At 65.2% G+C, this 22,069-nt stretch carries 19 protein-coding genes; 13 read left to right on the top strand and 6 right to left on the bottom strand.

All coding sequences use genetic code 11. From position 1 onward, the window contains the following. Positions 1-87: 87 nt before the first annotated feature. From ACYQ4W_RS08610 to ACYQ4W_RS08595, 4 genes are all read left to right on the top strand, one after another. Positions 88-951, top strand: a complete 864-nt coding sequence (locus tag ACYQ4W_RS08610) for a prohibitin family protein (RefSeq protein ID WP_459855308.1) — start codon at positions 88-90, stop codon at positions 949-951. A 40-nt stretch (positions 952-991) separates the two neighbouring features. Continuing rightward, positions 992-2,332 (top strand): ABC transporter substrate-binding protein, encoded by a 1,341-nt coding sequence (locus ACYQ4W_RS08605; RefSeq protein WP_459855305.1) that lies wholly within the window; start codon positions 992-994, stop codon positions 2,330-2,332. 20 nt (positions 2,333-2,352) lie between these two features. Continuing rightward, on the top strand, positions 2,353-2,526 hold the full coding sequence (locus ACYQ4W_RS08600) for a hypothetical protein (RefSeq protein WP_459855302.1): 174 nt from the start codon (positions 2,353-2,355) through the stop codon (positions 2,524-2,526). A gap of 135 nt (positions 2,527-2,661) precedes the next feature. Next, positions 2,662-3,252 (top strand): 4'-phosphopantetheinyl transferase family protein, encoded by a 591-nt coding sequence (locus tag ACYQ4W_RS08595; RefSeq protein ID WP_459855300.1) that lies wholly within the window; start codon positions 2,662-2,664, stop codon positions 3,250-3,252. Between the two features lie 787 nt (positions 3,253-4,039). Here the strand turns inward: ACYQ4W_RS08595 and ACYQ4W_RS08590 are convergent. From ACYQ4W_RS08590 to ACYQ4W_RS08575, 4 genes are all read right to left on the bottom strand, one after another. Continuing rightward, positions 4,040-5,950 (bottom strand): SurA N-terminal domain-containing protein, encoded by a 1,911-nt coding sequence (locus ACYQ4W_RS08590; RefSeq protein WP_459855297.1) that lies wholly within the window; start codon positions 5,948-5,950, stop codon positions 4,040-4,042. A 69-nt stretch (positions 5,951-6,019) separates the two neighbouring features. After that, positions 6,020-7,942, bottom strand: coding sequence for an aconitate hydratase (locus ACYQ4W_RS08585; protein ID WP_459855295.1), 1,923 nt, complete (start codon positions 7,940-7,942; stop codon positions 6,020-6,022). Positions 7,943-7,981: 39 nt separating this feature from the next. Beyond that, a complete protein-coding gene (locus tag ACYQ4W_RS08580; protein ID WP_459855292.1) occupies positions 7,982-8,290 on the bottom strand; it encodes a hypothetical protein in 309 nt (102 codons plus the stop codon). Continuing rightward, complete coding sequence (locus ACYQ4W_RS08575; RefSeq protein WP_459855289.1) at positions 8,253-9,911, bottom strand: hypothetical protein; 1,659 nt, start codon at positions 9,909-9,911, stop codon at positions 8,253-8,255. Before ACYQ4W_RS08575 ends, ACYQ4W_RS08580 begins: the two co-directional genes overlap by 38 nt. A gap of 244 nt (positions 9,912-10,155) precedes the next feature. Here ACYQ4W_RS08575 and ACYQ4W_RS08570 point away from each other — a divergent pair, with 244 nt between their 5' ends. The 7 genes from ACYQ4W_RS08570 (at position 10,156) to ACYQ4W_RS08540 (ending at position 16,855) form a co-directional block, all read left to right on the top strand. Beyond that, positions 10,156-10,920 carry an ABC transporter ATP-binding protein gene (locus tag ACYQ4W_RS08570; RefSeq protein ID WP_459855286.1) on the top strand — a complete coding sequence of 255 codons (765 nt, stop codon included), beginning with the start codon at positions 10,156-10,158 and terminating at the stop codon, positions 10,918-10,920. A 15-nt stretch (positions 10,921-10,935) separates the two neighbouring features. After that, positions 10,936-12,096 (top strand): branched-chain amino acid ABC transporter substrate-binding protein, encoded by a 1,161-nt coding sequence (locus ACYQ4W_RS08565; RefSeq protein ID WP_459855284.1) that lies wholly within the window; start codon positions 10,936-10,938, stop codon positions 12,094-12,096. A gap of 80 nt (positions 12,097-12,176) precedes the next feature. Beyond that, on the top strand, positions 12,177-13,079 hold the full coding sequence (locus tag ACYQ4W_RS08560; RefSeq protein WP_459855280.1) for a branched-chain amino acid ABC transporter permease: 903 nt from the start codon (positions 12,177-12,179) through the stop codon (positions 13,077-13,079). After that, positions 13,060-14,271 (top strand): high-affinity branched-chain amino acid ABC transporter permease LivM, encoded by a 1,212-nt coding sequence (livM, locus tag ACYQ4W_RS08555; protein ID WP_459855277.1) that lies wholly within the window; start codon positions 13,060-13,062, stop codon positions 14,269-14,271. Before ACYQ4W_RS08560 ends, livM begins: the two co-directional genes overlap by 20 nt. A 3-nt stretch (positions 14,272-14,274) precedes the next feature. After that, a complete protein-coding gene (locus ACYQ4W_RS08550) occupies positions 14,275-14,997 on the top strand; it encodes an ABC transporter ATP-binding protein (protein WP_459855275.1) in 723 nt (240 codons plus the stop codon). 131 nt (positions 14,998-15,128) lie between these two features. Then, the gene (locus ACYQ4W_RS08545; protein ID WP_459855273.1) at positions 15,129-15,575 is read left to right on the top strand and encodes a LexA family protein; all 447 of its coding nucleotides are present in this window, start codon (positions 15,129-15,131) and stop codon (positions 15,573-15,575) included. Positions 15,576-15,580: 5 nt separating this feature from the next. Further along, a complete protein-coding gene (locus ACYQ4W_RS08540; protein ID WP_459855271.1) occupies positions 15,581-16,855 on the top strand; it encodes a Y-family DNA polymerase in 1,275 nt (424 codons plus the stop codon). A gap of 183 nt (positions 16,856-17,038) precedes the next feature. Here the strand turns inward: ACYQ4W_RS08540 and uraA are convergent, their stop codons facing one another. Both uraA and upp read right to left on the bottom strand, forming a co-directional pair. Beyond that, complete coding sequence (uraA, locus tag ACYQ4W_RS08535; protein WP_459855269.1) at positions 17,039-18,328, bottom strand: uracil permease; 1,290 nt, start codon at positions 18,326-18,328, stop codon at positions 17,039-17,041. Positions 18,329-18,447: 119 nt separating this feature from the next. Continuing rightward, complete coding sequence (gene upp, locus ACYQ4W_RS08530; RefSeq protein WP_459855267.1) at positions 18,448-19,074, bottom strand: uracil phosphoribosyltransferase; 627 nt, start codon at positions 19,072-19,074, stop codon at positions 18,448-18,450. 300 nt (positions 19,075-19,374) lie between these two features. Here upp and ACYQ4W_RS08525 point away from each other — a divergent pair, with 300 nt between their 5' ends. Next, complete coding sequence (locus ACYQ4W_RS08525) at positions 19,375-21,408, top strand: bifunctional lysophospholipid acyltransferase family protein/GNAT family N-acetyltransferase (protein WP_459855265.1); 2,034 nt, start codon at positions 19,375-19,377, stop codon at positions 21,406-21,408. A gap of 113 nt (positions 21,409-21,521) precedes the next feature. Further along, positions 21,522-22,061 (top strand): GAK system XXXCH domain-containing protein, encoded by a 540-nt coding sequence (locus tag ACYQ4W_RS08520; protein ID WP_459855262.1) that lies wholly within the window; start codon positions 21,522-21,524, stop codon positions 22,059-22,061. The last annotated feature ends 8 nt before the right edge of the window (positions 22,062-22,069 follow it).

Raw genomic sequence — 22,069 nt, 5'->3', positions numbered from 1 at the left:
CGGACCGACGTCAACAGAGACGCCTGACGGCCTTTGCGCCGGGGCGGCATAACGCGCGGGCCTGCCCGCGAATGATGAGGTATGCGCATGGCGCAGGAAGCCACCGAGGCCACCCTCCCCAATCCAGGCAAGAAGAAAATCTTGCGCTACCCTCAGGTCATTGTCGGCTTTCTGCTGACCTTGCTCTTGTTCATCTATTTCATACCGGAAATCTTCGTCAACGTGGGTGCGGGCGAGGCCGGGGTGATGTGGTACCGCTTCTTCGGCGGCACAGAGGTGGACAAAGTCTATGGCGAGGGCCTGCATGTCATCTGCCCCTGGGACAAAATGTACATCTACGACGTGCGCGTGCAGGAGCGTCCCCGCGAGATAGCGGTGCTGACCAAGGAGGGCCTCACCGCGTCGCTTTCCGTGTCCATCCGCTTCTACCCGGAGTATGCGCTCCTGGGCGTTCTGCACAAGAAGGTCGGGCCGGAGTACGTGGAGAAGATCGTCATCCCCGAGGTGGACTCCGCGTTGCGCACAGCCATCGGCAAGCTCACCGCCGAGGACCTCTACTCCTCCCGCCTCGACATCGTGACCCGCGTGGTGAGCGAGTCCGTGGAGCAGGTGGCCAACAACTATATAGCCATCAACGACGTCATCATCCGCAGCATAACCCTGCCCGCCCTGGTGCGGGAGGCCATTGAAACCAAGATCCAGCAGAAGCACCTCGCCGACTCCTTCGTCTTCCGCATCCAGGCGGCGAAGCAGGAGGCGCAGCGCAAGACCATTGAGGCAGGCGGACTCGCCAGCTACAACGACATCGTGAACAAAAGCCTCTCCGACAAGGTGCTGCGCTGGGAGGGCGTGCAGGCCACCAAGGCCCTGTCCACCTCCAACAACGCCAAGGTCGTCATCGTGGGCAACAACAAGAGCGAGCTTCCGGTCATCCTGGGCGGCGACAAATGATCCTGCCGACGCCGACATCTGAACCCCGGAGCGGCGCCCCGTGCTGAAGTTCATCTACCTCGCCTATGGCGTCTTCTCGTTGCTGTGCCTGGTGCTCGGCCTCAACGCCATCCACGCCTGGATGCGCGGCCGGCCGCTGACGCGCTGGCCGTACTGGTGGCTGGCTGGGTTTGTGGCCATCGCCCTGGGCTACTATTTTTGGGGCGCCTCGTCTGAGTATTCCGGCGCGGCCCGGCACCGCCAGGAAACCCTCATGGCGCAAGAGGGCCCGATCGTCATCGCCGCCGTATGGCCCGCGCGGGACGACGGATTCTTCCATGGGGCCGAGTTGGCCGTGCGCCACGTCAACCAAGGAGGCGGCGTCCAGGTCATGGGCCCCGATGCGCAACTGATCTGGCGCAAGCTTGAACTCAAACCCGTCCTGGAGCGCCAGGAGGAAGTGGACAGGTCTGCTTACTCTTCCGTGGTATTTGACACCAAAGTCCTGTTTGCCGTGGGCCACGCGTATGCGCCGCAGGCCATTTCCGCATCCATCGCCTACGATGATGCGGGCGTGCTCTACCTCGCCAGTTCCGTGAGCGACCCTTTTCTGACCATCCACGGATTCTCCAGGGTCCTGCGGACCATCTCCAACGACCGCGATTCCATGTTCGCACTGGCTGCCGCGTGCCAGCACCTGGGGCTGAAGCGGATCATCGTGCTCAAGGCCCGCTCCATGTATTGGGAGACTGTGGGGCGGCAGTTTGCCGACGCGCTGAGCACCCTGGCCGTGCCGGCCCCGTCACCCGCCGCGGAGATGGAATTTCCGCGTGTGATGGCGGTGCGTTCCTACCCCACAAATGACCCGGACTTCATTGCCCTGCTGTCGGACATCGCGACCATGGATTTCGATGCGGTGATGCTCGCCGACGAGTTCCCTCGCGCCGCGGGCTTCATTCGCGCCATGCGCGAACGGGGAATGAACCAGCCCATACTCGGCCCGCATGGCCTGGAGGACACAGCTCTGTTCAAGCTGGCCGATGGCTGGGCAACTGACATCTACATCGTGACCAACCACGCGGGCCAGGCGGCGGTCCGCGAGTCGACGATCATGGCCAAGCCTTTCTACGACGACTACACCAAGACCTACGGGCAAAGGCCGGACGCAGCTTCGACAGAGGCCTATGAGACCATCCGGCTTCTGGCCCAGGGCATAGCCGCGGCCAGGACCGTCAACCCCGCTGTGGTGGCGAGCAAGCTGCGCTCCCAGGATGACTGGCAGGGGCTCTACGGGACCATCGGTTTCGACCACAGGGGCGACGCCACCAACCGCAAGCTCTTCCTGAAGCGTTCTGCCCAAGGGACTTTTGTTCTGGCCGACCCTGAGGACATGATCAAATAGGAAAGTGGAGGCAGCAGGCCATGCATATCTTTATTCTTGCCTATCTGGCGATCTGTTGGTTGATCGGCATATGGGGGTCCAACCGCCGCATGGGCTTCTGGGGATATTTCTTCGGCTCCATCCTGCTGACGCCGGTTTTTGGCCTGCTGCACATTCTGGTGACCGAGCCAAGGCCGAAAACGGTCAAGGGCTAGCCTGTGGCAGACCTCCGACTCGGGGACCTTCTGGCCCGCCCGGAGGCTCTGCCGCCCTGCGCGCCCGGACACGTGAGCCTGTGGAGTCTGCAATACGCGCTTACGTCCCCTCTTCCAGAATATCTCCTTCCCCTGTTGGACCAAGCCGAAGCCAAGCGGGCCGCTGCCTTCGTGCGCGAGGTCGATCGCAGGCGCTTCGTGCTGGCCCACGCAGCCTTGCGGATCATTCTCGCCGCTCAGACCAAGACGACGCCGGCGCGCATCGCCTATCGCTTCAATGCGCATGGCAAACCCAGCTTGGTCCAAGGCGGATCGGAGTTCAACCTGAGCCACGCGGGAGACTGGATTCTTGTGGCGGTGAGTGTGAGCGGGCCTGTGGGCATTGACGTTGAACCGCTGCGGGTGCTGCCGGACGCCGACGCGTTGGTGGAGAGATTCTTCGCGCCAGAGGAGCGCAGCGCCTACCTGGCCTGCTCGGAGCCCGACCGCGCCAGGGCGTTTTTTACCCTCTGGACGCGCAAAGAGGCCTATGCCAAGGCCCTTGGCCAGGGTTTGGGCCTGGGGTTCGACGCCTTCGCCGTAGGGCTGGACAGCCCGGCTCGAGTGTTGCGCCCGCATGTCTCTTCGCCGGACCTGGACCTCTGGGACATCCCTGCCCCAAAAGGCTATGTCGGTGCTCTGGCCGGGAAGACAGACGGAATCGCCGTCTATGAGCTCTCCCCATGATTCGCCGCCCCGGCCGCACGTTCAGGGAAAGTGACGGGAGTGGGCAGTCTCTGGGGCTTAACGCATGATGGACGATATTGGAGAGATGGCATCGCCTGTGGGTAATTCGGCAGCGTAGAATGCTGCCCCAACCGCTCCAGGCGCTAAAGTCCGCAGTCTGCGCCTTCAACCTAAGACATGGAAAGTAATAGGTTTTGCCACTTTGTATTGCACTACAAAGGACAATATCTTGGCGCTACAAATCCGCATTGCAAAAGTCCCGGAAGGTCGTGTTTGGGAGTGCAGGAACACTTTTGTACCATGATTCCTGAGCATTCGCGTCACGCTGTTTGAGTGGCATTCAAACGGGCACGGCCTTCGCTGACAGAGGTTGGCCGGGGAGATCTGTCCGTCCGGTTCGGGGGGGACATTGCTTCTCTTGACCGGGGCCAAGGGGCAGAGCTCCTGGATTCCTTAGCCGACGCCAGCGGAGTGCATGGAGACGCCTCCGGCGGCCGGGGGCTGGCCGCCCCCGGACCCGGCGAAGTGGGGGAATGAAATTGCTCTCTTGGCTGAGGTGCAGGCACGGAGCCACGTTGTTTTCTCCCCTTCTGTCCGTCCAGACCTTTTGCCCCGCCTCTTTCTTCCCTTCGCCCGCGCCGATGCGCAGCAACTCGTCCCGGCAGGCGGTGCGACACGGCGAGCGTCGATGTTGGCGCATATGCAGGGCCTTCACCAGCGGGCGGACGCAAAAAAAAGGGGGGCAGCCTTGGCCGTCCCCCTTTCGTTTCGCAGATGCTTGCGTGCGTTAGTTCAGCAGATCCTGGCGCACGATTTCGACCTTGGTGGTGGCGCGCAGGTTCTTGAGCAGAGCCTCGAAGACCTCCTGGCGGAAGGCTGCGGCGCCCTGGCCGAGCCAGCCGCGCTTTTCCTTCTCCCAGGTCTCCTCGGGCGCGGGGATGCGTTCGTTGATGCGGGCGAGGACGACGGCCTCGGGCAGCTCGTAGGGCTGCTTGAGCCAATTCTTGTCTGCGGCGGCGAAGACATCCTGCAACATTTGCGGGTTGCCGCCGGTCTGTGCGATGGCGTTCTGGCGGTCCAGGGGGCCGCTGGTCTTAAAGTCGGCCTTGTACTGGGCAAGCACCTTGGCCTGGGCGTCCGGGCTCTGCAGCTCGGCCAGCACGGCCTTGGCCTTTTCCAGGGCCTGCTTGCGGCCTTCCTCGCGCTTCACCTCGGCCGTAACCTTGTCCTTGACCTTGTCGAGGGGCAGGATGGTTTCGGGCGTGCCTTCGATCTTTTCCGCCAGCAGGTAGCCGCGCGCGGGCTCCATGGACAGCGGGGTCTTGGCGCCCGCGCCGTTGGCCAGGGCGAAGAGGGTCTCGGCGGCTTCCTTCTTGAGGCCGAACACGGCCTGCACGGTCTGCATGTCGAGCATGTCGCTCTTCTTGGTCTCAAGGCCCAGGCCCTGGGCGATCTTGGCCAGCTTCACGCCGGCGGCGATCTGGTCCATGCTCTGGTCGAGCAGTTCATTGATCTTTTCGCTGGCCTTTTCCTCGGCCAGGCGCTTCTTGATTTCGGGAGCGGCCTCGTCGAAGGGCACCTTGCCGGCGGGGCGCACGGCCTCCACCTTGATGAGGTGCCAGCCGTACTGGGTACGCACGGGCTCGCTGATCTGGCCGGGCTTGAGGGCCAGGGCGGCGTCCTCAAAGGGCTTGACCATGGCGCCCTGGGCGAACCAGGGCAGCTCGCCGCCCTTGGTGGCGCTGCCGGGGTCCTGCGAGAACTTCTTGGCCAGGGCCTCGAAGCTCGCGCCCTTCTTGAGCTGCGCCTGGATGGTCTTCATCTGCGCCAGGGCCTTGTCCGCGGCCTCCTGCGGGGCCGAGGCGGGCACCAGCAGCAGAATGTGCCGGGCGTGGACCTGGGAAGGGTGCTTGTAGGTCTCGGCGCCGGCCTCGTACTGCTTCTTCACGTCGTCGTCGCTGACCTTCTGCGCGGAGGCGAGGTCGGACACGGTGATGGGCAGGTACTCCAGGCGGATGCGCGCGGGCTCCTTGAAGCGGTCCTTGTTCTGGTCGTAATAGGCGGTCAGCTGGGCGTCCGTGGGCTTCACCTGATCGGCGAAGGTCTTCACGGGGAAGCTCAGGGTGTCCAGGCGCACGGTCTCGCGCGCCCACTGGAACAGGCCCTTGGCCTCGGACTCGCTGACCATGGCGGAAACGGCGGTGTAGCCCTGCAGCTTCTGGATGATCTGGTTGCTGCGGAGTTCCTCCTCGAAGCGCGCCGGAGTGGTGTGGTTCTGCAGCAGGGCGTTCTTATACACGGCGGCGTCAAACGCGCCGTTCGGACCCTGGAACGCTGGAATGCTGCTGATGACGGAGCGCAGTTCCGCCGGGGAGACGGTGATGCCCATCTTCTTGGCCGCGCCCAAAAGCAGCTTGGTGTTCACCAACTGGGTGAGCACGGCCTGCTTGAACTGCGGGGTGTTCAGCTCCTCGGCGCTGGCGCCGGGATTCTGGCGGCGCATGGCCGTGACGGCGTCTTCATAGGCCTTCTGGAACTCACGCGCGGAGATGGCGTCTCCACCGACATAGGCCACCACGGGTTCTTTTTTCTCCGTGAAGTTGCCCATGCCGAAATAGAAGACGAAGACCACGATGATGATGGCGAAGGCGATTTTAATGCCCCAGCTCTCGGCGTTCTGGCGTAACCTTTCGAGCATGTTGTCTCCGATGCTTAGCGGACTGAAGTGCTGCCTTGACGCGTGCGGGTTTTCCCGGCCCTGCGGGCGCTAGGAAATGCGCACGGTATTGAGCAGTCCGCCCGATTGGATAATCTCCAGTTCCTTGGCCGTCAAATCATTTGTAACCGAAACCTTGGCGCCGCCGGCCACCTGGATGTCGATGGGCTTGCCTGGCTTGATGTCGCTTGCCGGGATGGTGAGCTGCGCGCCCTGGGCCAGGGTGTCGTAGTCGTCCTTGTTGACGAGCAAAAGCGGCAGGATGCCGAAGTTGACCAGATTGGCGCGGTGGATGCGCGCCAGGCTCTTCACGATGACCGCGCGCACGCCCAGGTGGCGGGGAGCCAGCGCCGCGTGCTCGCGGCTGGAGCCCTGGCCGTAGTTCTCGCCGCCGAGGATGAACCCGCCGCCGAGGCTGCGGATGCGCGCCACGAACTCCGGGTCCACCTTGGTGAACACGTGCTCGGAGATGGCGGGGATGTTGGACCGCAGGGCCATGATGGCCGCGCCCGCGGGCATGATGTGGTCGGTGGTGATGTTGTCGCCCACCTTGAGGGCGATCTGCCCCTCGAGGTTGCCGGTGAAGCCGCTGAAGCGCTCCAGGGCCACGATGTTCGGTCCGCGCAGCACTTCCACCTGGGCGCCGTCTTCCTCGGGGAAGATGAACAGCTGGCGGATGCTGGGCACGCGCTTGGGCAGCTCGGCCTTGGCGGGCGGGGTGCCCCAGGTGGCGGGGTCGGTGAACTTGCCGTTCAGGGCCGCGTGGACGGCGGTCAGCGGGCTCACCAGATACACCTGGGCGTCCTGGGTGCCGCTGCGGCCTTCAAAGTTGCGGTTGAAGGTGCGGGCGCACACGCCCTTGCTGACAGGCGAGCCGCCGATGCCGATGCAGGGGCCGCAGGCGCATTCGAGGATGCGCGCGCCGGCGTCCAGCAGGGGATCGAGCAGGCCCTCGGCCGTGAGCAGCTTGAGCACCTGCTTGGAGCCCGGGGCGATGAGCAGGTCGGTGCCGGGGTCGATGCGCTTGCCTTTGAGGATCTGCGCCGTGGCCTTGAGGTCGGTGTACGAGGAGTTGGTGCAGGAGCCGATGGCGGCCTGGTCGACCTTCATGCCGTCCAGGTCCTTGATGCGCACCATGCGGTCGGGCATGTGCGGCGCGGCGGCCAGGGGCTCCAGGGCGCAGAGGTCGATCTCGACCTCCTCGTCATAGGTGGCCTTGGGGTCCGCCGCCATGGCGACGAAGTCCTCGGGGCGGCCCATGCGCGACAAAAACTTCTTGGTCTGGCCGTCGCTGGGGAAAATGCTCGTGGTGGCGCCCAGCTCCGCGCCCATGTTGGTGATTGTGGCGCGCTCCGGCACGGTCAGCGTGGCCACGCCGGGACCGGTGAACTCCATGACCTTGCCCACGCCGCCCTTGACGGTGAGCATGCCCAGCAGGTGCAGAATGACGTCCTTGGCGCTGGCCCAGCCGGTCAGCTGGCCGGTCAGGTTCACGCGCACAACCTTGGGCATGGGCAGCATGTAAGGCTGGCCCGCCATGGCCAGAGCCACGGAAAGGCCGCCCGCGCCAATGGCCAGGGCGCCCACGCCGCCGGCGGTGGGGGTGTGCGAGTCGGAGCCGATGAGCGTCTTGCCGGGCTTGGCGAAGTTTTCCAGGTGCAGCTGGTGGCAAATGCCGGTGCCCGTGGGCGAGTACACGATGCCGTACTTGGCGGCGATGGTGCGCAGGTAGCGGTGGTCGTCCGGATTGCGGAAGCCGGTCTGCAGGGTGTTGTGGTCCACGTAGCTCACGGAAAGCTCCGTGCGCACGCGGGGAATGCCGATGGCCTCGAACTGGAGGTAGGCCATGGTGCCCGTGGCGTCCTGGGTCAGGGTCTGGTCTATGCGCAGGCCGATTTCGCTGCCGGGGTTCATCTTCCCCGAAACGAGATGATGGGCGATGATTTTTTGCGTGAGGTTGCGTGCTTTGGCCATGCGGGTCGCTCCTTCTGATGCGTGATTTCTTGTGCTGGGCTAGAACGGCATGCCGCCCGGACCGGGGACCGACGTGTCCTCCATGCCCAGGCGGATGCGATTGATTTTCTTGCGCCGGAACTCCATCTCCACCTCAAGGCGCAGCTTGTCCTGCTTCAGGCGGAAGATCTCGGCCGCGTGGAAAACGCCAGCGGCCGGGTCTTCGGCGGCGATGAGCTCGTTGCAGCGCGCAACGCAGGCGTCGCGCTCCGCGGCGAAACCGGCCATCTCCGCCTCGGCGCGGGCAATGGCTTCGGCGTCGGTCGTTTCGCTAGACCTTGACGCGTCGATTTTTGGGCTTTGTGTCATGCTTCTCTGGCTCCTTGGGGGCGGGCGCCATGTCGCGCACCATGGGCATGGCGTTGAACAGGGCCCAGAACCTGGGCCACAGCGCGGCCAGGCCGCCCGGGTTGTCGAGGGAGATTCCGGGCCGGATGAAGGACAAAAGCGCCAGGGCCAGGGTGCACCAGGGGTCCGGGGTGGTCCACACGCCTTCCCAGGCGCGGGTGGGGCCGCTGGTGATGACGAGCTCTTCGCGCGGGGTCTCGTCCGTGTCCTCGTAGCCTGCGCCCAGGCGGTCCAGCAGGTCCATGGCCCAGGCGCGGGAAACGGGGCCTTCGGCTCCGGCGGGCAGGGCCACGCGGGCGCCGCCGGCGCGCACGGCCAGGGCCAGGGCCAGGGGCAGGAACTTGGGCGTGCGGCCCATGACCAGGGTCTGGCCGGCGTTCAGCGGCGCGTTGCGGCAGGTGGCCGCGCCGCCGTCGAAGCCGGGCTCCAGGCCCAGGGCCTTGAAGTCGGCCAGCACGTCCTGGGGCATCTCAAGCTTGCCGGAAAGCCGGGCGAAACCGCCGGCCATGGCGGGCATGGCCAGAATGTACGAGGAGAGGGCGGGGTCCAGCGGCAGGGCCGGAGCCTTGGGCAGCTTGGGCTTGCCGGCCGGAATGACGTATTCCTGGCCTTTGCGCTCGGCCTTCACCTGGCAAAGGTTCAGCACGGTCAGCACTTCGTCCAGCGCATCGGCCTGGGCGCTTGCGGCGCGCGGGTCGGAGGAAAGGGCCAGACGCAGGCCTTCCGGGTAGCTCCAGGCGGCCAGGGCCACAGCCTGGGCGAACAGCGGCGGGGTCTCCGGTCCAAGCTCCAGGCGCGAGGCCATGCGGCCGCCGGACTCGAGCCGGGCTGGCAGGCCGCGCGTGCGCGGATTCATGGGGGCCAGGCGCGCGCCGAGCACGGGCAGCAGGGCGTCGAGCTGGCGCAGGTCAAGGGCCTTCAGGCTCGCGCCGCCGGCGAACTTGCTGCGGCCCACATCGCGCAGGGCAAAGGCCAGCAGCACATAAAGGGTGAACGGCTCCTCGCCCGCAAACACGAGGACGTCCTCGAAGCGCAGGGGGAAATCGTCGGTGAATTTCTCGGGCGAACTGGCGTCCAGGCTGTCTTCCGTCCACGAAAGGTGCGCGCCGCACTGGTTGAGCGCCTTCACCAGCTCGATGAGCGGGTCGGACAGGACGACGCCGGAAAGGCGCACGCTCTGGTTCGTGGCCGCGGCCAGCACGGCCAGCATGCGGGTCTGCGTGCGCGAGCGCGGGCCGGTGATGTCGATGTCCGCCGCTTCGGAGCGGGGAATGAGGGTGAAGGGCTTGTCCGCCGCGCGGCGGGAGTTTTGTCCCTCCAGGCCGAAGCTGCCGAGGAGCGCGAAGAGCTGGCGCGTCAGGCGCGGATCCAGGCCCTGCTGGCGGCTCAGCTGGTCAAAGGCGCTCCAAAGCTGTTTCTCGATCTCGCGGTCGAGCACCTGGCGGCCCTTGGCAGCGCGCTGCACAAGCTTCATCCGGCGGGCCACCTGCGAAAGCAGGCGGGCGTCAATATCAAGCAAATCCGCCAGAATGGAGGTTCCGGGGCGCGGTCCTTTGTCGAAGGTGATGGGACGGTCGGTCATGGAGTCTCTTTTTAGGATTGGTGTAAAAAAGGGACTCATAGCCGGAATTCACGCCACGGGCAAGTGCGCACGGGGTGGCGAAAACACGAGCGTTCAGCCTTCCGTTTTCAGAATATTATTCTGCATATTGCGTACATTCGTGAGATATTCATTGATACCCGCCGTTTTTCGCGTGCGCTGACAATTTTTGTAAATCTACACACTTGATTTTAATTGCTAGGCGTCTGTATAGTGGGCGGCACCTATGGCAACTTTGGAACTCTCCGAAATCAGTGTCCGCTTCGGCGGGCTGCAGGCTCTGACCGATGTGTCCTTTCGCGTCCGCGAGGGGGACATCGTCGGTCTCATTGGGCCTAATGGCGCAGGCAAGACCACGGTTTTCAACGTCATTACGGGCGTATACCAGACCTCTGCCGGGCAGGTGAGCTACGACGGAACGCCGTTGCGCTCCCTGCGTCCGCACAAGATTCTGGCCCTCGGCGTGGCGCGGACCTTTCAGAACATACGCCTCTTTCAGAACATGACGGCCCTTGAAAACGTCATGGTGGCGCAACACTGCCGCACCCGCACCGGCGTCTTGGGGGCCATATTGCGCTCTCCTGCGCAAAAGCGGGAGGAAGCGGTCATCCGCGAGAAATCGTTGCAGGCCCTCGAGTTCATGGGTCTGGGCGAGTTCGCCGGCGAGCTGGCCTCGAACCTGGCCTACGGCCTGCAGCGCAGGCTTGAGATAGCCCGCGCCCTGGCCACGGAGCCCAAGACGATTCTTCTCGACGAGCCCGCTGCGGGGCTGAACCCGGCGGAAAGCCGCGAGCTCATGCACACCATCGGGCGCATCAGCGAACGCGGCATCAACATTCTCATGGTGGAGCACGACATGAAGGTGGTCATGGGCATTTGCCGCCACATCGTCGTTCTTGATCACGGCGTGATGATCGCCGAGGGCAAGCCTGAAGAGATTCAGCGCGATCCGCGGGTCATCGAGGCGTATCTTGGCAATGAACTTAATTAAAGGGGGATTAACGAGATGAAACGCGCATTGTACCTGCTTTCCGTGCTGCTCCTCGCGTCGTTCGTGGTTGCGGGCTGCGGCAAGAAGGAAGAAAAGACCGCAGAGGCTCCCAAGGCCGGCATCAAGATCGGCAGCCTGGGCCCCCTGACCGGCCAGTACGCCGCCGACGGCAACGACATCAAGAACGGCGTCATGGCCGCCATCGAGGTCATGGGACCGGAGATGGGCGCCCTGGGCCCCATCACCCTGCAGGCCGAAGACGACGCCTGCGACCCGCGCCAGGCCGTTGCCGCCGCCAACAAGCTCATCAACGAGAAAGCCACCGCCGTCATCGGCGCGTACTGCTCCAGCGCCACCATCCCGGCCTCCGAGCCGCTCACCGCCGCCAAGATTTTCATGATCACCCCGGCCTCCACCAATGAGAAGGTCACCGAGCGCGGCATGCCGTACATGTTCCGCACCTGCGGCCGCGACGACGACCAGAGCAAGGCCGCCGTGAAGTTCATGACCGACCACCTGAAGGCCAAGGGCGTCTACATCGTGGACGACAAGACCACCTATTCCCAGGGCTTGGCCGACAACGTCGAGAAGCTGGCCGCCAGCTCCGGCCTCAAGGTGCTTGGCCACGAGCACGTGAACCAGGGCGACAAGGACTACTCCGCCGTTCTGACCAAGGTGAAGGCCGCCAAGCCCGACGTCTTCTACGTCAGCCTGCAGAACAGCGCCTCCGCCGCCCCCATGCTCATCCAGATCGCGCGCATGGGCATCAAGACCAAGATCCTCGCCCAGGACGCCGTGTACCATCCGCAGCTGATGGAGCTGGCCAAGAAGGACGCCGAGGGCGTGTACCTGACCTTCGGCTACACCGACAAGGAAACCCCGGCCTACAAGAAGTTCTATGACGCCTACAAGGCCAAGAGCGGCGAGCCCGGCGCGTATTCCGCCTACTCCTACGACTCCACCGTCGCCTACCTGAAGGCCGTGAAGGCCGCCGGCTCCACCGACCCGGAGAAGGTCAAGGCCGAGATGATGAAGCTCGACTTCGACGGCGCCTCCAAGCACATCAAGTACAAGGAGAACGGCGATTCCGGCTCCAACTACGTCATCCAGGTCGTGAAGGACGGCAAGTTCGAGAACTTCTGGAACCCCGAGAACGGCGAGCTGTACAAGAAGTAGTCTCCCGCTTCCCGCGAGAACAAGCGAACACACGGCGGAGGCCCGATAAGGGCCTCCGCTTTTAAAAGGCGCAAACACACGTGGAATTCTTTCTCCAGCAGCTCGTGAACGGCATCACCCTGGGCGGGGTGTACGCCCTGGTGGCGCTCGGCTACACCATGGTCTACGGCATCATCCAGCTCATCAACTTCGCCCATGGCGAGATTTACGCCGCCGGCGGCTACATGGGGGTCATCCTCATCAGCTGGCTGTTCGCCCAGGGCTTTCCGCCCTTTGTGTGCCTGGGCGCGGCCCTTGTGCTGGCCATGGGTTACTGCGCGCTTTTGGCCATGGCGGTTGAGAAGCTGGCCTACAAGCCCCTGCGCCAATCCTCCCGGCTGTCCGTGCTGCTTTCCGCGCTCGGCATGTCCATTTTTCTGCAAAACGGCCTCATGCTCACCCAGGGCGTTTACGACCGGGCCTACCCCGGCGAGATGGTCCAGGGCGGCTTCGAGCTCGGCGGCGTGATGCTCTCCTACATGCAGCTCATCATCGTGGGCGTCACCGCGCTGCTTTTGGTGGCCCTGAACATCCTGGTCTACAAGACCCGCATCGGCAAGGCCATGCGCGCCACCGCCCAGGACAAGACCATGAGCGCCCTGGTCGGCATCAACTCCAACCGCATCATCAGCATCACCTTCGCCATCGGCGCCGGGCTGGCCGCGGCCGCGGGCATCATGGTCGGCCTGTACTACGGCTCCGTGCGCTACGACATGGGCTTCGTGCCCGGCATCAAGGCCTTCTCCGCCGCCGTTCTGGGCGGCATCGGCAACATCACCGGCGCCATGCTGGGCGGGCTCATCATCGGCATGATCGAAGTCTTCGCCGCAGGATACATCTCCAGCGAATACAAAGATGTGTTCGCCTTCATCATCCTCATCGCCGTACTGTATTTCATGCCCACCGGAATCATGGGAGAGAACGTTGACGATACGCGCGTCTAAGCTCTGGTTTGGCTACGCCATCGCCATGGCGTGGTTTTATGTGCTGCTTTGGCCGCTTTTGGGCATAAAAGCCCAGGGGCTGGAGTTCGCCGCGAGTTTTGCCATTTGGGCCAAGGTGGCCGCCGCCGCCGCGATCCTTCTGGTGTTGTACCAGCTGAAGCAGGCCGGAGTTTTCGGCTTTGCGGCCAAACCGGCCGAGGCCCTGGGCAAAGCGGCCGCCGCCGTGTCCGCCCGGGTGCCCACCTGGCTTGCGCTCACCCTGGTTATGGCCGTTGCCGTGGCCTTTCCGTTCTTTACGGAGCGCTACGCGCACGACGTGGCCATCAGCGTCCTGGTGTACATCATCCTGGGCCTGGGCCTGAACGTCGTGGTCGGCCTGGCCGGCCTGCTCGACCTCGGCTACATCGCCTTTTTCGGCGTTGGCGCTTACACCTATGCGCTGCTCTCCATCCATTTCGGCATATCCTTCTGGCTCTGCCTGCCCATCGCGGCCTGCTTCTCGGCCCTGGCCGGGTGCCTCATCGGCTACCCCACGCTGCGCATGCGCGGCGACTACCTGGCCATCGTGACGCTTGGCTTCGGCGAAATCGTGCGCATCGTCATCAACAACTGGATGAGCCTGACCAACGGCCCCAACGGCATCCTGGGCATCCAGGCGCCGGGGATATACTGGTGGAACGGCACCGGGTTCGAGCACATGTGGCTCAACAGCCTGGAGCAGCTCTACTACATCATCCTGGCCCTGGCGGTGTTCACGGTGCTCGCCGTGTACCGCCTCAACCACTCGCGCATCGGGCGCGCGTTCGAGGCCGTGCGCGAGGACCAGACCGCGGCCGAACTCATGGGCGTCAACACCCTGCGCATCAAGCTTTTGGCCTACGCCCTGGGCGCGGTGTTCGGCGGCCTTGCCGGCACCTTCTTCGCCGCGCGCATGAAGTTCGTCAGCCCGGAGTCCTTCACCTTCATCGAGTCGGCCATGGTGCTGGCCATGGTGGTGCTGGGCGGCATGGGCTCCATTCCCGGCGTCATCCTGGGCTCCGTGGCGCTCATCGCCCTGCCGGAGATGTTCCGCGGCTTCGAGCTGTACCGCATGTTCGTGTTCGGCGGCGTCATGGCCGTCATGATGATCTTCCGCCCCAAGGGGCTTTGGCCCGCCAAGCGTTTGGGCGTGCGCAGCGAGGAGAGGGATTAATCCATGGACCAGCAGCCCATCCTCGAACTGAAAAACATCACCAGCGCCTACGGCCGCATCAAGGCCATCCGCGACGTGTCGCTCAAGGTCTACCCCGGCGAGGTCGTCAGCATCATCGGCGCCAACGGCGCGGGCAAGAGCACCACGCTCATGAGCATCTGCGGCGTCATCAAGCCGGAAGAGGGCGAGGTCTGGTACGACGGCGCGCGCATCGACGGCCTTGCCGCCGATCTGCTGCCCTCGCGCGGGCTGTGCCAGGTGCCGGAGGGCCGGCGCATCTTCCCCCGGCTCACCGTGGAGGAGAACCTGGACATGGGCGCGTTCTTCCGCAACGACCCGGACGGCATAGAGCGCGACAAGAACCGCGTGTTCCAAATGTTCCCCATTTTGCTGGAGCGCCGCAAGCAGCACGGCGGCACCCTCTCCGGCGGCGAACAGCAGATGCTGGCCATGGGCCGCGCGCTCATGAGCCGCCCGCGCCTGCTGTTGCTCGACGAGCCCAGCCTCGGCCTTGCGCCGCTCATCGTGCAGCAGATCTTCCGCATCATCCGCGAGATCAACGAGACCGACGGCGTGACCGTGGTGCTGGTGGAGCAGAACGCCAATCTGGCGCTCAAGAGCTCCAGCCGGGGCTACGTGCTCGAGACCGGCAGCGTGGTCATGGAGGACTCGGCGGACGCGCTCCTCGCCAACCCGGCCATCCGCGCGGCGTACCTGGGCGAGTAGCCTCGGCGAAAGGGCCCATTTCCACAGTTTTGTTCAAACGACCTCAGCCCCTGGCGTTAGCGACGCGCCAGGGGCTTTTTCATTCCCTTTGACGCCTTGACCAGCGCCCCGCGCTCCCGTAGCCTGCGCCCATGAAACTCCGCACCAACGGCCTGGAACTCCTCGGCCCCATCGATATGGACACCGCGCCGAAGATGCTTCTGCCCCTGCTGCTCGCCGGGGTGCAGGCCGGTTTTCCCTCCCCGGCCGACGACTTCATCGACAAGCGCCTGGACCTGAACGAGCATTTGATTGCGCACCCTGCGGCCACGTTCTTCGTGCGCGCCGTGGGCGACTCCATGCTGGGCGCGGGCATCCACGACGGCGACCTGCTGGTGGTGGACCGCGCCGTGGAGCCCAGCGCCGGCCGTGTGGTCATGGCGGCCATTGGCGGCGAGCTGACCGTGAAGCGCCTGGAGCGCAAGGGTGAGCGCCTGTTTTTGGCCCCGGCCAACCCGGACTATCCGAGCTTCGACGTCACCGCGCGCGAGGATTTCGAGATCTGGGGCGTGGTCTGCCACGTCATCCACAAGGTGTAGCCGCCATGCCGCTTTACGCCCTGGTGGACTGCAACAATTTCTACGCCTCCTGCGAACGGCTCTTCCGGCCGGAGCTCAAGGGCAAGCCCGTGGTCGTGCTTTCGAACAACGACGGCTGCGTCATTGCGCGCTCCAACGAGGCCAAGGCCGTGGGCATCCCCATGGGCGCGCCCGCCTACCAGTGGGAGCACGCGTTCCGCAAGCACGGCGTGGCCGTGTTTTCCAGCAATTACGCGCTCTACGGCGACCTTTCCGGCCGCGTCATGAGCCTCCTTGAGGACATGGCCCCGCGCGTGGAGGTCTACTCCATCGACGAGGCCTTTCTGGACCTCACGGGCGTGGCCGAGCCCTTGGCCCTGTGCCGCGCTGTGCGCGAGCGGGTGACGCGCCACACGGGCATTCCGGTGTCCATCGGCCTGGCGCGCACCAAGACCCTGGCCAAGCTGGCGGCGCGCCGCGCCAAGAAGGATGCGAGTCTGTGCGGCGTGTTCGATCTTGCCGCCGCCAGCGCCGCCGAAGCGGAAGCGATTCTGCGCGGGACGGAAGTTGGCGACGTGTGGGGCATCGGCTTCCGCCACGCCAAACGCTTGCTTGCGCGCGGGGTGCGCACGGCCCTTGATTTTTCGCGCCTGCCCGCCGACTGGGTGCGCAAGGAGATGACCGTGGTGGGCCTGCAAACCCAGCTGGAGCTCAAGGGCGTCTCGTGCCTGAGCGTGGCCAGCGCCCCGGCCGCGCGGCGCTCCGTGCTGTGCTCGCGGTCCTTTGGCCAGCTTGTGGAGGACAAGGAGCACCTGCGCGAGGCCGTGTGCGCCTTTGCCGCGCGCGCGGCCGAGAAGCTGCGCGTGGAAGGGCTGGAGGCCCAGGCCCTGCAAGTGTTCACCCTTACGCCGCGCCATCGCCAGGAGCTGCCCCAGCACCAGGGGCAAGCCACGGTGACGCTGCCCGGGCCGACGAATTTTACGCCCGACATTGTGGCCGCAGCCCTGCGCGCCCTCGACGAGGCCTTCCGCCCGGGCTTCGCCTACCAAAAGGCCGGAGTGCTGCTTCTGGGGCTGGCCTCGGCCACGGGGCGGCAGCGGTCGCTCCTCGACCTGCCGCCGGAGGAGCGCCAACGCAAGCGCGCGCTCATGAACGTGCTGGACAGCGTGAACCGCCGCCACGGCCGGGGAGCGCTGCGCCTGGCCATTTCCAGCGCGCCGGACCGGCCCTGGCACATGCGCCAGCACCGGCGTTCGCCGCGCTACACCACGAACTGGGACGAGCTGCTGCGCATCGGGTAGGGGGGATTGTCCTGGCGTGCGCGGATCTTCGCCGCGTCGCGACTTTCTTGCGCTACGGCGCGGGCTGGCCGGTCGGGCAATGGCTGGTTTCTTCCGTTTTTCCTGTCCCCACGCGCCAGCAAGTCTTTAGCCAAAAAAAAGGGACGCCGGAGCGTCCCTTTTGCTTTTGCCTGGTGCGGCGGGCTAGATGTCCGTCTGCTCGTTGGTCAGACCGGTGCGCTCCAGCACGCGGAACACGATGGACAGGAGCATGCCGACCACGGTGGCCAGGGCCATGCCCTTGAGCTGCACGGTGCCGATCTTGATGGCCGCGCCGCTGATGCCCACGATGAGCGTGATGGCGGTGAGGGAGAGGTTCACGGGCTTGGAGTAGTCCACCTTGGCCTCCACCAGCATGCGGATGCCCGAGGCGGCGATGACGCCGAAGAGCAGGATGCACACGCCGCCCATGACCGGCGCGGGAATGGACTGGATGAAGCTGGAAAGCTTGCCCACGAAGGCGAGGCAGATGGAGATGACCGCGGCCCCGCCGATGACCCACACGGAGTACACGCGGGTGATGGCCATGACGCCGATGTTTTCGCCGTAGGTGGTGGTGGGCACGGAGCCGCAGAAGCCGGAAAGCATGGTGGACACGCCGTCGCCCATGAGCGAGCGGTGCAGGCCCGGGTCCTTGGTCAGGTCGCGTCCGACGATGTTGCCCGTGACCACGAGGTGGCCGATGTGCTCGCTGATGACCACCAGCGCCGCGGGGATGATGATGATGATGGCGTTGATGTCGAACACCGGAGTGTAGATGGTGGGCATGGCCAGCACCGGGGCGGCCAGCACGGCGTCGAACTTCACCACGCCCATGCCCAGCGCGGTGCCGTAGCCCACCAGAATGCCGATGAGCACCGGGATGATGGCCATGAAGCCGCGGAAGATGACCGAGCCGAAGGCTATGGTCAGAAGCGTCACCATGGAGATGATGATGGCGTTCATGTCGTAGCCGCCGGTCTTGGCGTCGGGCATGATGCCCGCCATGCCGGTGGCCACGCCCGCCAGCTCAAGGCCGATGAGCGCCACGATGGCGCCCATGGTGGCCGGGGGCAGCACGAAGCTGATCCAGCCGGGTCCGAAGCGCCAGATGATGAGGGCCACGGCCACGAAGATGAGGCCGGAGGCGATGAAGCCGCCCAGGGCCATGGGGTAGTTCGCGCCCCAGAAGGCCTTGTCCGCGCCGAGCACCACGAACACCGGGGAAAGGAAGGCGAAGCTGGAGCCCAAAAAGGCCGGTGCCTTGCCCTTGCAGAGCACCAGGTAGATGAGGGTGCCGATGCCGTTCATCAACAGCACGATGGCCGGGTCGATCTTGAACAGGGTGGGCACCAGCACGGAAGCGCCGAACATGGCGAAAAGGTGCTGGAAGCTCAAGGGAATGCCCTGCAAGAAGGGTACTTTCTCCTCTACCTGGATGGTCTTTCTGCTCATCGCGCGTCTCCCTCTTTATGGTTCTCGAACCGCATGTCGGTTCCGTTGACCGTACCGGCGCCCGCCAAAGCCGCATGCCGTGCGCGGGCCGAAAAAAGGGGGGCTTGCGCCCCCCGTGCTCACTTGGTGCCGAAGATCTTGTCGCCCGCGTCGCCCAGGCCTGGAAGTATGTAGCCCTTCTCGTTCAGGCGTTCGTCCACGGCCGCGCAGTAGATGTCCACGTCCGGGTACTTGTCGGTGATGCGTTTTATGCCCTCTGGCGCGGCCACCAGGAACAGGCCGCGGATCTGCGTGCAGCCGGCGTTCTTGAGCAGCTCGATGGTGGCGTCCAGGGTGCCGCCGGTGGCCAGCATGGGGTCGAGGATGAGGGCCATGCGCGCCTTGATGTCGCGCGCGAGCTTCACGTAATATTTGACAGGCTTGAGGGTTTCCTCGTTGCGGTAAAAGCCCACCACGCTGACCTTGGCGCCGGGCACCATGTCGAGCACGCCGTCCATCATGCCCAGGCCCGCGCGCAAAATGGGCACCACGGTGATCTTTTTGCCCTTGATGCGCTCGATTTCGACCTCGCCGGCCCAGCCCTTGATGGTCTTCTTTTCCGTCTCCAGGTCCTTGGTGGCCTCGTAGGTGAGAAGCCTGGCGATCTCCTGGGTCACGTCGCGGAACAGGCTGGTGGTGATGTCGTGTTTGCGCAAAAGGCCGAGCTTGTGCTTGACCAGGGGGTGCTGGGCCACGTGAACGGCCATGTATGTCTCCTTGTGGTTGGGCGGTGAGCGGAACAAATCCCCTTCTTCTAAAAAGGCAGGCATGTGAGGTCAAGGGAATAACGGGGCACTCGGTCGGCTTTTTGACGTAAAGTGCAAAAGAAGAGGCAAAATCGGCGTGTTGAACCGAAAAATATCCGGGCGGGGCAGGGGAGCGGCTCCGTAATATTCACAGCGCCGTCACAGTGCGGACACCCAGGCGTGGGGCAAGGGGCTTAGGTTTGCCGCACTGCGGTAAGCCATAGCGGCGACCGCCAACCCCACAAGCCAGGGAGAACGCTCATGCCAGAACCCAGGCCCAGCCTCGAACAGCCCTTCCGGTTCACGCCAACCACCAACTCCGCCTTTAAAAACGTCCTGCTCTCCGCCATCAGCAAGCCGCTGGCCAAAGTGCTCCGCCTGGACACCCTGAACAGCATGTACGCCCGCGCCCACACCCCCATGCCTGAAGCGCCCGGCCAGCCCGGCAGCCAGCCCAGCTGTCAGCCCAGCTGTCAGTCGGACGGTCCGGCTTTCAGGCTTTCTGGCGATTTGCCTGGCGATTGCGCGGGCGGCCCGGTCTGCGGCCCCCCGGAAGTGCCCGGCGAAGCGGACCGGCGCGCCGCCCTGGCCCGCACCGGCGAGTTTCTGGACCGCGCCCTTGCGGAGCTGCGCGTCGGATCGGACATCGCCGAGGCCGACCTCAAGCATGTGCCCGCCAGCGGGCCGCTCGTGGTGGTGTCCAACCATCCCTTCGGCGTGGTGGAGGGCCTGGTGCTGGCCAAGCTGCTGCTCACCATCCGGCCGGATGTGAAGATCCTGGCCAATCATCTGCTGTCGGCCATTCCGGAAATGCGGCCCATGCTCATCGAGATAGACGCCTTTGGCGGCCAGGGAGCCAGGACCCGCAACATGGCGGGCCTGCGCGCCGCGCTTTCGTGGCTCAAAAAGGGCGGGGTCATCGTGGCCTTTCCGGCCGGGGAGGTCGCCAGCCTGGCCCTGGCCAAGCGCATGGTGGCCGATCCGCCCTGGCAGCGCGGCGTGGCCGCCTTGGTGCGCAAAGCGGGCGCGCCCGTGCTGCCGGTGTTTTTCGAGGGCCGCAACGGCGCGCTGTTTCAGGCCGCCGGACTGGTGCACCCGCGCCTGCGCACGCTGCTTTTGCCGCGCGAGAACCTGGGCCAGTGCGGCCACAGCCTGCGCCTGGCCATGGGCGCGCCCATAGCGCCGGAAAAGCTTGCGGCCATCGCCACGGACGAGGAGGCCTCGGCCTACATGCGCTTCCGCTGTCATTTGCTGCGCAGCCGCGAGCAGAAGCAGGCCCGCCGCGCCGAACCCCGCGCCAAGGGCTGGGTGGCGGGCAGGCTTTCGGGCAAGGCGCCGCGCCCGCAAAAGGCCCTGGCCGCCCCGCGTCCCCAGGAGCTGCGCCTGCGCGAGATAGAGAACCTGCGGCCGGAACAGATCCTGGTCGCCAGCGCGCCGTTCATGGTCTTTGAGGCCACCGCGGCGGAGATTCCGGCCATACTGCACGAGGTCGCCCGCCTGCGCGAGAGCACCTTCCGCAGCGTGGGCGAGGGCACGGGCGAGTCCTTGGACACGGACGCCTACGATGCCCGCTACCGGCACCTCATCCTCTGGAACACCCAGGACCAGGAGCTTGCCGGGGCCTACCGCTTCGCCGGCACGGACGAGATCATCCGCGCGCACGGCGCGGCCGGGCTGTATACCGCCAGCCAGTTCCGCATCAAGGCGACCTTTTGGAACCGGCTGGGTCCGGCCCTTGAGCTGGGCCGCTCCTTTGTGCGCACCCGCTACCAGAAGTCCTACCAGCCGCTGCTGCTCTTGTGGAAGGGCCTGGCCGAATACGTGTCGCGCAATCCGCGCTACCGCGTGCTCTTCGGCTGCGTCAGCATCTCCGGCGATTACAGCCCGCTGGCGCGGGAGCTCATGATGCAGTTTTTGCGGCGCCACAGCTTCGACGCGGGCCTGGCGCGGCTGGTCAAGCCCACGCGCCCCCCGCGCGAGCGTCAGCTCTCGCGCCTGGACGTGTGCGTGCCCGAAACGGTGTTCCGCGACCCCGGCGACCTGAACGATCTGGTGGCCGAGGTGGAGAAGGGCCGGGGCATTCCCGTGCTGCTGCGGCAGTACCTCAAGCTCGGCGGGCGCATCGCCGCCTTCAACCTGGACCCGGAGTTCGGCGACTGCCTGGACGGGCTCATCTGCGTGGACCTGGCCCAAACGGACGAGCGGACCCTGGCGCGCTTCATGGGGCAGGAGAACGCCCGGCGGTTCCTGGCCCGGCATGTGGCCGCGCGGATCATCTCGCCCCGCGCGGCGTGAAGGGGCGCATCTTCAGCAGACATTCACCACGGCGTGACGCTGCCGTAACACTTGTCCACGCAACTTCAGCTACTTGGAACCTGCGGATACGAAACGAACCAAAGGAGCGCCCCATGGGAAGCGACGACATGAAGATCGAGATCATTCTCCAGGCCGACGAGGTCGCGCTGGTGCTGAAGGCCCTGGCCGGCGGCTTTCGCCACGCCGTGGAGCCGGAGGCTCTGAAGGCCTTTGCTCCGCACCTGGAGACCTGCACCAAGCTCGAGCTCTCCATCAAGCAGGTGGGCGGCATGGCGGAGATGAAGCTCAAGGTGAAGGGCATCGCCCTGCCGGGAGAGGGCGCGGACGCCGTGCTTGGCCCCGCGGGCACCTCCTACAAGTCCATCAAGAAGCGCATGAAGACCAGCTTCAAGTTCTTGCAGCACAGCATCAACGCCCTCACCCTGCCCCCCGCGGAGATCGTGGACGCCTTCCTCAAGGACTCTCTGGCCATGTGCGCCCACCCGGACCGCGGCCCGGCGGACTATGGCCCGTACATGGAGGTGCTGAACGCCTTCAAGACCGCCTACGACAACAAGGACCGCGCCGCCCTGGCCGCCACGCTGGAGGCCCTGAACGCCTCCAAGAAATCCTGCCACGCGCAGTCCAAGTAACGGGGGCG

The sequence above is a fragment of the Humidesulfovibrio idahonensis genome (assembly GCF_054657715.1).
This window is presented reverse-complemented; position numbering and strand designations above follow the sequence as displayed.